We start from the raw sequence: 12,974 nt of genomic DNA on the forward strand, positions 1-12,974 counted from the left end.
GGTAAGACTACTCCGGTAGCACGTTGCTGTGAAGTGTCAAGGAATCCTCGCACTTATAGGGCGAGGAGGTATGTCAAGTAGACGATCTATCGCCAGATTTGCCCGGAGTCAGACAACCTAAAACTTTTGAAGAGTTTAGCACCAAGCACAATGAAGTCTACGGTCAACGTTATGGCCTCAATACCTGGGCTGATTTGCAGGCTTCCACCACCATCTATGCTAGCTGGGATGACCACGAACTCACGAATGATTTTGCCGGGGGTGCAACACCTACTGAGTCGTCGCAAAAAGAGGGGATTTTCGGGACGGGGGGAGGCTTTGTCAATGATACGCCTGTATTTGACACAGCTTTACAAGCATTTCAAGTCTACAATCCCCTGCGAAATGATTTTTATGGCAATACGGGCGACTCTCGCACTGCTAACGAGCAAAAACTTTATCGTTACAATACCTTCGGCAGTGATGCAGCTACATTTGTGTTAGACTTGCGCTCTTTCCGAGATAATTCTTTGAAAAGTATTGCGGAAACTTCGGACCAAGCTACTGTTAATAAGTTTCTCAACGATGCCTTTACGCCGAATCGCACGCTGTTAGGGGCAGCGCAACTTCAAGAATTGAAAAATGATTTACTGAAAGCTCAACAAAATGGCATAACTTGGAAGTTTATTATGTCAAGCGATCCGATTCAAAATTTTGGTATTCCGGTTGCAGGCGATCGCTGGGAAGGTTATGCTGCTGAACGAACAGATTTGCTGCGTTTCATCAAAGAAAATAACATCAAAAATGTGGTTTTTGCCACCGGAGATTTTCACGGCTATGTCGTGAATAATGTCACCTATCAAGAAGCCGCAGGTCAGCCGCAAATCCCTACGGATGTTATTGATGTAATGACCAGTCCTGTTGCTATTCAGTTGAACATCGGGCAAGGGCCGTTTGCCGCCCCCTTTGGCCCGGCAACAGTTGCTTTTACGCCCACCGCCTTACTGCCACAATCGGAAAAAGATCGCTATAATTCATTGCCGACAAGGGAAGAAAAAGATGCTTTTGTCCGCAATATTCTGGATACTCGGACAGCGCCGCTAGGATACGATCCAGTTGGTTTGGAAGGTTCTGGGATTGACGCTAGACTGATTCAGGGAGAGTATTTAGGAGTGCATACCTACGGCTGGAATGAGTTTGAAATTGCTCCTGAGAGTCAGCAGTTGCGGGTCATAACTTATGGTATTGAACCTTACACGCAGTCTCAACTTGATGCTAATCCCAATGCGATTATCAATCAAAAGCCGTTTATTGTCAGTGAGTTTGTTGTTAATCCTAAGTGATTAAATAGACTTCTTGCAAAAATATCCAGGCGATTGAAATCGCAGTAACAAAAACTAAGTCCGCCTGCGCGGACTTTCAAATGATAATTATGGTGATTTGTGTCCTAATTTGGTAGCTATAATTTTCGGAACTGTAAAGTTTTATGGTTTAGTTTGTGGTTGCCACTTACAGATAGACGCTGGTTTGAGCGGGCAAGTTTTGGGAGCGATCGGATTTCCGCTGAGGTAGAGATCAGTCAGGTTAGTCAAGGATTGTAGCGGTTTGATGTCCCTGATTTGATTGTTGTCGAGGACGAGCGAATTCAGGTTAGTCAAGGATTGTAGCGGTTTGATGTCCCTGATTTGATTGTTTTTGAGACTGATCAAAATCAGCTTAGTCAAGGATTGTAGCGGTTTGATGTCGCTGATTTTATTGTCGCCAATGCCCAGCAAAGTCAGGTTAGTCAAGGATTGTAGCGGTTTGATGTCGCTGATTTGATTTTTTTCGAGGCCGAGCAAAGATAGTTGAGTCAAGGATTGTAGCGGTTTGATGTCGCTGATTTTATTGTTGTCGAGGACGAGCCAAGTCAGGTTAGTCAAGGATTGTAGCGGTTTGATGTCGCTGATTTTATTTTTTTCGAGTTCGAGCCGAGTCAGGTTAGTCAAGGATTGTAGCGGTTTGATGTCGCTGATTTTATTGTTGTCGAGGTCGAGATAAGTGAGACTCGAAAGTTTCAGATTAGCCGCATTGCACTCAGTAGTCTTTGCTTTCTGCAACAGCAACTCAACAGTACGTTTAGCTTCAGGACTCAAAGCAGCTTTTTGGCGACACCAGTCAGCAAATGTTCGTCTACTGTTTCCCGATCGCGTTTCAGCAGCCTTGGCAGACAGTCCATTTCCAGATAATGCTAGGATCGCACAACAAGTAAGTGCGATCGACTTTGGTAACTTCTTATGTTTGTGTGCAACTATGAGTGTCATAATCTTGTACCTCTAATTTTCCCAACAGTAAGGTTTGAGCATTTAATTTCAGGGTTCCCACTTACAGATAGACTCTGGCTTTAGAGGGCAAGTTTTGGGAGCGATCGGATTTCCGCTAAGACCGAGCTCGGTCAGGTTAGTCAAGGATTCTAGCGGTTTGATGTCGCTGATTTTATTGTTGCTGAGGACGAGCCCAGTCAGCTTAGTCAAGGATTCTAGCGGTTTGATGTCGCTGATTTGATTGTCGCCAAGGCCGAGCCCATTCAGGTTAGTCAAGGATTCTAGCGGTTTGATGTCGCTGATTTTATTGTTGCTGAGGTTGAGCAAAGTCAGGTTATTCAAGGATTCTAGCAGTTTGATGTCGCTGATTTGATTGTCGCCAATGCTGAGAAAAGTCAGGTTAGTCAAGGATTCTAGCGGTTTGATGTCGCTGATTTGATTGTAGTCGAGGAAGATCCAAGTCAGGTTAGTCAAGGATTCTAGCGGTTTGATGTCGCTGATTTTATTGTTGTTGAGGAAGAGCACAGTCAGGTTAGTCAAGGATTCTAGCGGTTTGATGTCGCTGATGTTATTGTTTTGGAGGAAGAGTTGTGTGAGACTCGAAAGTTTCAGATTAGCCGCATCGCACTCAGTAGTCTTTGCTTCCTCCAACAGCACCTCAACAGTATGTTTTGCTTCAGGACTCAAATCAGCTTTTTGGCGACACCAATCGGCAAATGTTCGTCTACTGTTTCCCGATCGCGTTTCTGCAGCCTTCGCAGACAGTCCATTTCCAGATAATGCTAGGATCGCACAGCAAGCAAGTGCGATCGACTTTTGTAACTTCTTATGTTTCTGTGCAACTATAAGTGTCATAATCTTGTACCTCTAATTTTCCCAACTGCAAAGTTTGAGCGTTTAATTTCAGGGTTCCCACTTACAGATATACTCTGGCTTTAGTGGGCAAGTTTTGGGAGCGATCGGATTTCCGCTGAGATCGAGATAAGTCAGTTTAGTCAAGGATTGTAGCGGTTTGATGTCGCTGATTTGATTGTCGAAGAGAAAGAGCGAAGTCAGGTTAGTCAAGGATTGTAGCGGTTTGATGTCGCTGATTTGATTGCCGCTGAGCGCGAGATCAGTCAGGCTAGTCAAGGATTGTAGCGGTTTGATGTCGCTAATTTGATTGCCGCCGAGGCCGAGATTAGTCAGGCTAGTCAAGGATTGTAGCGGTTTGATGTCGCTGATTTGATTTTTGTAAAGGTTGATTTCAATGAGTTTAGTCAAGGATTCTAGCGGTTTGATATCGCTGATTTGATTGTAGCCAAGGTAGAGCCAAGTCAGGTTAGTCAAGGATTGTAGCGGTTTGATGTCGCTGATAGAATTGTCATTAAGGGTGAGCCCAGTCAGGTTAGTCAAGGATTCTAGCGGTTTGATGTCGCTGATTTGATTGCCGGTGAGGTCGAGTGTCGTGAGACTCGAAAGTGTCTGATTAGCCGCATCGCACTCAGTAGTCTCAGCTTTCTGCAACAGCACCTCAACAGTACGTTTAGCTTCAGGACTCAAATCAGCTTTTTGGCGACACCAATCGGCAAATGTTCGTCTCATGTTTCCCGATCGCGTTTCTGCAGCTTTGGCAGATAGTCCATTTGCAGATAATGCTAGGATCGCACAACAAGCAAGTGCGATCGACTTTGGTAACTTCATGTGTTTCTGTGCAACTATGAGTGTCATAATCTTGTACCTCTAATTTCCCCAACAGTAAAGTTTGAGCATTTAATTTAAGGGTTCCCACTTACAGATAGACTCTGGCTTTAGTGGGCAAGTTTTGGGAGCGATCGGATTTCCGCTGAGGGGAATCTCAGTCAGTTTAGTCAAAGATTCGAGCGGTTTGATGTCGCTGATTTGATTGTTGCTGAGGGATATCATAGTCAGGTTAGTCAAGGATTCGAGCGGTTTGATGTCGCTAATTTTATTGTTTTCGAGGAAGAGCACAGTCAGGTTAGTCAAGGATTCTAGCGGTTTGATGTCGCTGATTTGATTGTTGTCGAGATCGAGATAAGTCAGTTTAGTCAAGGATTCTAGCGGTTTGATGTCGCTGATTTGATTGTCAATGAGCTTGAGATCAGTCAGGTTAGTCAAGGATTCGAGCGGTTTGATGTCGCTGATTTGATTGTTGTCGAGGACGAGCCAAGTCAGGTTAGTCAAGGATTCGAGCGGTTTGATGTCGCTGATTTGATTGTCGCCGAGATCCATATCAGTCAGTTTAGTCAGGGATTCGAGCGGTTTGATGTCGCTGATTTCATTGTTATCGAGGCCGAGCTCAGTCAGGTTAGTCAAGGATTGCAAAGGTTTGATGTCCCTGAGAAGATTATTGTTGAGCTCTAGCTTTGTCAGGTTAGTCAAGGATTCTAGCGGTTTAATGTCGCTGATTTGATTGTTATCGAGGAAGAGTACAGTCAGGCTAGTCAAAGATTCTAGCGGTTTAATGTCGTTGATTTGATTGGCGATAAGGTTGAGAAAAGTCAGGTTAGCCAAGGATTCTAGCGGTTTGATGTCGCTGATTTGATTGTTGTCGAGGACGAGAACTGTGAGACTCGAAAGTTTCAGATTAGCCGCATCGCACTCAGTAGTCTCAGCTTTCTGCAACAGCACCTCAACAGTACGTTTAGCTTCAGGACTCAAATCAGCTTTTTGGCGACACCATTCCGCAAATGTTCGTCTCATGTTTCCTGCTCGCGTTTCTGCTGCTTTGGCAGATAGTCCATTTCCAGATAATGCTAGGATCGCACAACAAGTAACTGCGATCGACTTTTGTAACTTCATCTGTTTCTGTGTAACTATAAGTGTCATAATTTTTTACCTCTAATTTTCCCAACAGTATACAACAAAGACACTGCCTTACCCTGTCCCTGCAAAACATCTATTACCAACTCTCTTAATCACTTCACTCAGGCAACTTATACTAATTTTTAGGTGCGTCATTTTGCATGATATTCTATGCCGATCGAGGATATTTCCCCGCTGGGCACCCTACGCAACTAATTAATATCAACTCCCACCAAACCTGCCACAACTTTCTCCAATCCAGCTATCACCTTCGTCGTCCGTTCCCAGTCAACCTTATCGGGTGTATCTTGCGCCGTGTGATAGTAAGGATAGCGATAGGGAGCAGTATCTGTCACCATCAGCCCTGGATAACCATGTTGCCAAAAAGACCATTGATCGGACCAACCAACACCAGGAATGCCACCCGGAATTGCTGCACCTTCCGAGGGAAATTCAGCATGGTGGCGGAAAGATGCGATCGCCTCTCTAACCAGTTTACTTGAGGATGAATTGCCAACAAATCCGATAAAATTTCCCGATGTAGGGTAAAAAAGGTTTAATGGTGCTGGATATTTCTGACTGTTTTTGGCATCAGAGTAATAACCAATTGTTTCTAAACTGAGCATCGAAACAATTTTTTCATTACGCTCTCTGCATCTTTTGGCATAAACCAAACTCCCCATATCAGCAGTCCAGAAAAAAGGCGGTTCCTCATTCACAAACTCAACAAAACGCACAGTTTTTTCAGGCTTTTTACCTGCAAACATTCTCGCTAAAGCCAGCACTCCCGCCGCCCCAGTTGCGTTATCATTTGCCCCTGGACTCCCCACCACAGAATCATAATGTGCCCCAATTACAACTATTTCATCTGCCTTTTTTCCCCCGGGAATCTCCACTTCTATGTTATAATAAAATTTATCATCAATTTTATATCCTTGTCGTTCAACTTTATAGCCAGCAGCTTGAAAAGATGCTTCGAGGAAGTCAGCGGCTTCTCCAAGTTTTTGATATTGTATAAAGTTGCGCTCTCCGATTTCACCAGAGAGCTTTTCCACATCGCGCTGTAAAGCATCTCGGAGCGAGATTTCCTTTGCTGTTAAAGGGGGAATTGTCCCGCTGTAGCTTTTCCCGGGCATTGCAATCATTCTCAACCATATCCCACTAATCAGACTAATTAAGATTGTACTAAGGATAGCCAGTCTAGTTAACTTTCTGCGATTCCATAATTCGATTTTTCCCAATTGCATTAGTTTTCTATCTTTTGCTATTCTTGAGTAGCAGGGTGCGTCAGTTAGCGTTATTTTTTCAATAATCCAACAGCTTTTGACTGACGCACCCTACAAGTTTAGACATCTGGCAACTTATACTGCCCCACAATCCGCTTAGCATACTCCGGCACATGAGCCTCTAATTTCTCCGGGTAATTGCGCTTCACGTACAGATAATTGCGAGTGAAATGAGAATCAATCGAAAACCGAGCATATTCCAAACCCTTCGGCCCAATTCTCTCAATAAAAACTCCCATTAACTTCGCCGCCCACATTGGCAAAGTCACTCCTTTTTCATAAGCCGGAATGCTTTGCTGAACCGCTTCTTTTCTATTTCCTCGAGACATCACCGGCTGAGTGTTAAGCTGATCCGTTACCAAATCTAACATCTCTTGCCCGGTGTCATTTCGCACCACAATCCACTGCCAACCAAAAGGTGCTCCCATGTAGCCCACAACTAAATCTGCTAAAGAATTGACATAATCAAAACAGCTCAAACAAGAAGGAGCAAAAACATCTTTCAATTCCTTAGTATTCAGCCCAAAAAACGGCACTTTCTCGCTCGAACCATCTTCGTGTTTGAAGTGAACGTTAAAGTCTTGCATAAACTCGTAAGACACCACCGTTTCAGGAGAACGGCTAGTCGTGTCTAGGAATTTCTGCAAGCCTGCACGGCTGACATTATCCACGCAGGGAGTTCCCAAAACGTAGAGCTTTTCTAAGCCGAGTTTTTTCTCGACTGTTCGCAAAGCTTGAATTTGACAGCCTACGCCAATTACTAACAGCCGCTTCATCCCCGATTTCTCGATTTGTTCTAATACTGAAAGGTTGGGAGAGAGAGTTGGTTTGTTGACTTTTGCGGCCAGAATTTCTTCGCGATTTCTCGCAATAATCGGCATGGGTTGAAAGCGGTCTTCTTTGGTATTTTGGACGCAAACAACGCCTTCTACAATTCCTTTTTCGAGCATTTCAATCGCAATTGTGCTGACGATTCCCGTCCACTGAGCGCCCTCGATCGGCTCTTTTTTCCGAGCAGCCATCATATTTTGACTGACTCCGAAATACCAATCGTCGGGATTGTCGAGATTGCGCGATCGCCCGTGAATTTCTGCTTCCAGTTCCGCGATGTGCTGTGTTAAGAAAGCACAAGATTCCTTGACATAATGGATGTAATATGTATCGCACAAACCGCACTCGCTGCAAAGTTCTTTAGCGGGGCGGCGGCTACCCGGTTTCAGGGCTTTGGATTTTTGGTGTTTAGTAGAATCTGTTGCGGTCATCTAAATTACTTATTTTATGCAGATATGGCTTTTGTTAGGATATCACAGCAATTCCAATTATTAAGTAGTCGCTGTAATTAAACATAAAACTTTGTTTGGTATTCAGAAACCAGTGAGGGCGAGATATCTTGGCACTGCCGCTACAGAAACCGGGTTTATAGGGGTTATATTTTTGGGGATGAATATCTTTACTCTTTTAGTCCGCCCAGGCGGATTTTGCTTGTGTAGGAGTGAATTCTCTGTACCCGGGATTATTAGTATAGATCCGGATCGAGGGGGCGATCGCGCGAATACACTGCCAAATAAAGCTATAAAAAAATGGTAAAAATGTTTGTGACAACAGCCGTCGCTAGCATCACGATCAATCTCGCGATTTCGAGCTTGGGATTTGCTGGTTTAGTTCGCCCTATTCCCGCTATGAATCAAAGCGTTGCGACTCTAGAAAGAATGCTCAGCGCGACACAAAAGCCGGCGGCGCTGAACTATTCACGCCTGGGGATTGGCGGGGTTCGGTTGGGGATGTCTGTAGAAGAGGCAAAACGCAAGTTGGGAAAACCGCAGCGCGACGAAACTAAACCTGCTGCGCCTGCCATCGGCGGCAAGATTCGCACGCTAAGCTACTCAGGATTGACGGTAGCAGCATGGGAGGGGAAAGTTTATTTAATTTCTACTACCAATTCCAAGTTTCTGACAATTGATGGTGTAAAGGTAAGAGATAACAGCCAAAAAGTTGTTAAAACTTACGGTTATGGGTCGCAATCTGTGCAGGGTGGAGTGACTCGGTTGACTTACAGCAATGACCAAAAGGCTTCTAATTTGATTTTGGAAATTAAGGGCGATCGCGTGCAAAAAATTATTGTGGGCACGCAGCTAAACTGACATATTAAACAACAGTGCAAAAGTCCCGGTTCACCAGTTTGTAGTAAGGACTAAACTCCTGCTTATTTTTTAGGATTTTTAGGCTTTCTGTGAGTGGACGGGAGGGCTTTTTCCTGATGTGCGATCGCCCGCGTCTCCTTAATCCTCTCGATCGTCATCAGACAATTTTGCCATTTGCTCAGCAACAAGTGTCTGAAAATCCTCTCCGCAGTGAACGTTGAGATCGATTCCAGAGAGGAAGGAACTCTGCTAGAATTTCAGCTTTTTGTCGATCGCTCAAATCAGGTAACTGAAGTTGATGGATTAATATAAAATTCGTTAGCATCGTCCTGCATTCATCTCTCTGTTCTCTGACTCTGCGTTAAGAGCGTACTCTGCGGTTTAATCATTCCAATGCAACCGGAATTGATCTAAAGTAATAACATTTTGACACTCAGTGCCCAATTCTTCAATTAACGTACTCAGCGTAGAATTAGTTACAGCAATTGCCCGATTATGAACAGGCAAGATGCCTGTTCCACTTCCACAAGAAAATTCACTGTTTGTGGAACAGGCATCTTGCCTGTCGCTTTCCTTGCATCTTTACTTATCCAATTCTGGGTCCGCTAGGAGTGGACGAAAGTTTGTTCGCGGTTTCAACCGCGCCCGGGAGCTCGGATTTGGGATCGCACCCATAAAAAAAAGTAGAGGTGCGATCGATCGCATCTCTACAAAAATTCAAAATAAGGTGCGCACGGAGCACCCTAGCAATTAGCTGTTCTGAGGAACAGGAGCACTCGGTGCTCCAGAAAAAGTCGGCGCTACAGAATTACTCGGCGCACCCGTCTTAGCCCGCTTCTTGATCAAGATTGGCTTGACGCTGTTTTCTCCACCAATCGGGGGATCTTCTTGTTGAGCGTAATCAGCGCCCATCCAAGCAGGACGGCTTTGATCGAAAGCCATTTGCAAAGCAGCAGCGGCGATGGCGTGGGAGTCATACTCCTCGGATAACTCAGACACCAGAGGCAAGAAAGATGCCATCCGTTCCCCGGCTAAGGCTTCGCGCACTTTACCCTGCATCTTTTCCAACTGACGAGCTTCAATTTGCGCCCGTGTGGGAATGTTTCGCACCGTCAAGCTCGATCGCACGTGGCGTTCAATCAAGCGCAGTTTGCGGCGATCGACCGGTTGAATCAGCGTAATCGCCGTTCCTTCGCGACCAGCCCGGCCCGTGCGTCCGATCCGGTGAACGTAGCTTTCCACACTGTCGGGCAAATCGTAGTTAATCACGTGAGTCAAGTGATCCACGTCCAAACCCCGCGCCGCAATATCAGTCGCCACTACCCAGCGCACCTGACATTGGCGGAACCGCGACAGCAAGCGTTCCCGCTGTGCCTGATTCAAATTACCGTGATACTCGTCAACGCTGTGACCGGCAGCTTGCAGTTGGCTGGTGAGTTCCGCCGCCGACTGCCGCGTCCGCACAAAAATCAGTGCAGATTCCGGGTCTTCCATTTCTAGGATTGGCTGTAGAGCCCTTGCCTTCGACCAGCCGCGGGGAATCATGTACACGCCTTGGCTGATGCGCTTCGGCGTTGCTTTTGGCTGTTCTACGGTGACGTTGACTGGGTTGCGCAAATGTCGCGCTACCAATTTCCGAATGGAAGCTTCCATCGTCGCCGAGAAAAATGCCGTTTGACGATCTTTTGGTGCAGCATCCAATATTTTTTCCACATCTTGGATAAAGCCCATGCTGAGCATTTCGTCAGCTTCATCCAAAACCAGCCACTGTACCTTGTCTAGTTTCAGGCTGCCGCGGCTGAGCATATCCAATATGCGTCCGGGTGTACCGACAACGATGTGAACGCCGCGCTTCAAACGCTGCATTTGACGATCGATCGATTGACCGCCGTACACCGTCAGAACTTGCAGAGAGCGACCAACTTTTACCGGGCCGTCGTTGCTAATGCCGCTCAAATCGCGGATGGCTTCAGTTACTTGCATCGCCAATTCGCGAGTCGGCGTCAGCACCAGTGCTTGCACCGCAGTTACATCTAAATCAATCCGCTCCAAGATGGGCAACGAGAATGCTGCCGTTTTGCCTGTCCCTGTTTGGGCTTGACCCACAACGTCGCGGCCTGCTAACAGGTGCGGAATTGCTTGTACTTGGATGGGAGTAGGTTCTGTAAAGCCTAGTGTTTCCAGATGGAGAACGAGTTCTTCCGAAAGACCTAAGCCTTCAAACAATAAATTCATTAATGCTCCTAATAACGAGTCTTAGCCTTCTAAGTTGCCCAACTCGGATGCGGATTTCTGCTCTAGGGCAGGAACTCATAAGAGTTCTTTATGGTGCTGCGCCTGCGCGCACCTTCTTAAATAGCAATCGAGTATAGGGCAGCTCCGTCGATGGTGACTAATTTACCAATTCGACAGCCGTCTTTGATTTTGTGACATCACCGATACCAACCGCCAGGGGTCGGGTTATAGGCTTCCAACATTCTTCAAACAGGACATTGGACTTCCTTTGAGGTACTTGCAAGCTTTCCCTCTCGGGCATTTTATAGTGAGGATCATGACAGCCCCACTTCACTACAACATAGTAGTAATAGGTTTTTGGTTCAGGCGCTATCCCGCAATCCGTCGCCTGCGGGATTGAGCAGGGGATGCAGCGACCGTTACCGCCTATCCATCTCAACACTCTTTCGGGATACCGTTGTGGTGTAGGGCGGACGGCGAAGCAATCTCAAATTGTCCCCGCTTATTTCTGGCTTGTTACTATCATAACTCTTTACATTCAGAAACAAAACATTAAATTCGTTAAAATTTTCCGATGTTCTGTAGAGATAACCGCACCCCGAGGGGGAGCGTCGATTGCCGCCAGAGGCTAATCAAGGTCTATAATCCCTTTGCTAGATATATTTGCACAATCTTGTACAAACCGTTACTTTTGCCGCACAATCCGCTAATTATTTTGGCTGGTGTCCGGTTTTTGTTCGCCACACCGCCGAGCGCGACAGTTCCAGCAACACTTACACTTGACCCCGCCCAGCACCGGATACAGTGCCACGTCAACTCACGAGGGTCAATCCCACAATTTTAGACAAAAGATCGAGTTCCCAGATGAGTCTGTGCAGTCAATCTAAAATCTAAAATCTAAAATCTAAAATCGACTTGACCGTAGAGGTCGTAGACATCTGCACCAGTGATTTTCACTGAGACGATCGATCCCAGTCGCGCTTCTCCTGTCACATAGACGAGTCCATCTACTTCTGGGGAAAACCTAGCGGATCTACCAATCAACTCACCTGTCTCTGGTTGTTCTTGTTCTATCAGGACATCAACTACCTGACCGACAGATTCTTGATTCTTCTTCAATGATATAGGTTGTTGTGCCGCCATTACCGCATTGCGCCGCATTTCCATTATTTCTGCTGGTATTTGCTGAGGCAAGCTAAAGGCTGGGGTTCCTTCTTCTGGCGAAAATACGAAAACTCCTACGTGATCGAATTCGTGGCGCTTGACAAATTCCAGCAAGTGTGCTGCGTGTTCGTCGGTTTCGCCCGGGAAGCCGACAATAAAAGTTGTCCGCATCACGGCGCCGGGAAGTGCTGCTTTGAGCCGATCGACTATAGCATCATTAATCCCAGCTTGAAAAGGCCGGTTCATCGCCCGCAGAATTTCCGGGTGCGAGTGTTGCAGGGGTAAATCCAAATACGGCAAAACGTTGGGCGTTTCCCGGATTGCCTCGACAACTTGCGGAGTCAAACCTGTAGGATAGGCGTAGTGCATCCGAATCCAAGGCACATCTACTTTACCCAAAGCGCGAAGCAGTTCGGCTAGTTTCGGTTCGCCATAAATATCTTTGCCGTAGTTGGTGGTAATTTGAGAAATTAAGATAATTTCTTTTACCCCTTCCGACGCCAATTGCTGAGCTTCCGCGACGATTGATTCGATCGTCCGCGACCTTTGATTTCCGCGCAAGTGCGGGATAATGCAAAATGCACAGCGGTAGTCGCAGCCTTCTGCTATGCGCAGATACGCGACACCTTCCGATGTTGTGCGGTAGCGGGGAATAGTTTCGTCTGCTATGTAAGTAGGTTCGGAGGAGACGAGGGAAACTCGATCGCCCTTTTCCACCTGCTGCATAACATCGACGATTTTATGATAGTCGCCCGTGCCGACAATTGCGACTGCTTCCGGCAATTCGTCCAGCAATTCCTGCTGAAAATGCTGTGCCATGCAGCCGGTGATGACTACTTTTTTATTAGCTTCTGCCAATTCTACCAAGGTGCGGACCGACTCTTCTCGCGCCGCTTGGATAAAACTGCAAGTATTGACTACAACATAATCGGCTAATTCTTCATTAGAATCGACTTGATAGCCCGCTTGAGCCAGCAAGCCGATCATGTGTTCGGTATCGATGCGATTTTTTTCGCAGCCGAGGTGACTAAATGCGATCGTTGGCTTCGTTGCCATGCAGT

Annotated in this window: 10 protein-coding genes; 2 read left to right on the forward strand and 8 right to left on the reverse strand. The window is 46.2% G+C overall.

Going from position 1 to position 12,974, the window contains the following annotated elements; genetic code table 11:
- The first annotated feature begins 98 nt into the window (after nt 1-98).
- A complete protein-coding gene (locus QUB61_RS27340; RefSeq protein WP_333132023.1) occupies nt 99-1,322 on the forward strand; it encodes an alkaline phosphatase D family protein in 1,224 nt (407 codons plus the stop codon).
- Between the two features lie 141 nt (nt 1,323-1,463).
- On the opposite strand, the gene QUB61_RS27345 is transcribed toward QUB61_RS27340, so the two are convergent.
- The 6 genes from QUB61_RS27345 to QUB61_RS27370 form a co-directional block, all read right to left on the reverse strand.
- Nucleotides 1,464-2,282 (reverse strand): leucine-rich repeat domain-containing protein, encoded by an 819-nt coding sequence (locus tag QUB61_RS27345; protein WP_333132025.1) that lies wholly within the window; start codon nt 2,280-2,282, stop codon nt 1,464-1,466.
- A 48-nt stretch (nt 2,283-2,330) separates the two neighbouring features.
- Nucleotides 2,331-3,137: a leucine-rich repeat domain-containing protein gene (locus tag QUB61_RS27350; protein ID WP_333132027.1), complete on the reverse strand. Its 807-nt coding sequence runs from the start codon at nt 3,135-3,137 to the stop codon at nt 2,331-2,333.
- A 48-nt stretch (nt 3,138-3,185) separates the two neighbouring features.
- Nucleotides 3,186-3,992, reverse strand: a complete 807-nt coding sequence (locus tag QUB61_RS27355) for a leucine-rich repeat domain-containing protein (RefSeq protein ID WP_333132029.1) — start codon at nt 3,990-3,992, stop codon at nt 3,186-3,188.
- 42 nt (nt 3,993-4,034) lie between these two features.
- Nucleotides 4,035-5,111 carry a leucine-rich repeat domain-containing protein gene (locus tag QUB61_RS27360; protein ID WP_333190205.1) on the reverse strand — a complete coding sequence of 359 codons (1,077 nt, stop codon included), beginning with the start codon at nt 5,109-5,111 and terminating at the stop codon, nt 4,035-4,037.
- Between the two features lie 188 nt (nt 5,112-5,299).
- A complete protein-coding gene (locus QUB61_RS27365; protein ID WP_333132035.1) occupies nt 5,300-6,334 on the reverse strand; it encodes a M28 family peptidase in 1,035 nt (344 codons plus the stop codon).
- Nucleotides 6,335-6,432: 98 nt separating this feature from the next.
- Nucleotides 6,433-7,635, reverse strand: a complete 1,203-nt coding sequence (locus tag QUB61_RS27370; RefSeq protein WP_333132037.1) for a Coenzyme F420 hydrogenase/dehydrogenase, beta subunit C-terminal domain — start codon at nt 7,633-7,635, stop codon at nt 6,433-6,435.
- A 333-nt stretch (nt 7,636-7,968) separates the two neighbouring features.
- On the opposite strand from QUB61_RS27370, the gene QUB61_RS27375 reads away from it, so the two are divergent.
- Entirely contained in the window at nt 7,969-8,514 is a 546-nt protein-coding gene (locus QUB61_RS27375) for a hypothetical protein (RefSeq protein WP_333132039.1), read from the forward strand.
- Nucleotides 8,515-9,264: 750 nt separating this feature from the next.
- Here the strand turns inward: QUB61_RS27375 and QUB61_RS27380 are convergent.
- Both QUB61_RS27380 and rimO read right to left on the reverse strand, forming a co-directional pair.
- Nucleotides 9,265-10,749, reverse strand: a complete 1,485-nt coding sequence (locus tag QUB61_RS27380; protein WP_333132041.1) for a DEAD/DEAH box helicase — start codon at nt 10,747-10,749, stop codon at nt 9,265-9,267.
- 897 nt (nt 10,750-11,646) lie between these two features.
- A complete protein-coding gene (rimO, locus tag QUB61_RS27385; RefSeq protein ID WP_333132043.1) occupies nt 11,647-12,969 on the reverse strand; it encodes a 30S ribosomal protein S12 methylthiotransferase RimO in 1,323 nt (440 codons plus the stop codon).
- Nucleotides 12,970-12,974: the final 5 nt, after the last annotated feature.

Origin of the sequence: Microcoleus sp. C2D2, from assembly GCF_036702495.1 — a bacterium.
GTDB lineage: Bacteria > Cyanobacteriota > Cyanobacteriia > Cyanobacteriales > Microcoleaceae > Microcoleus.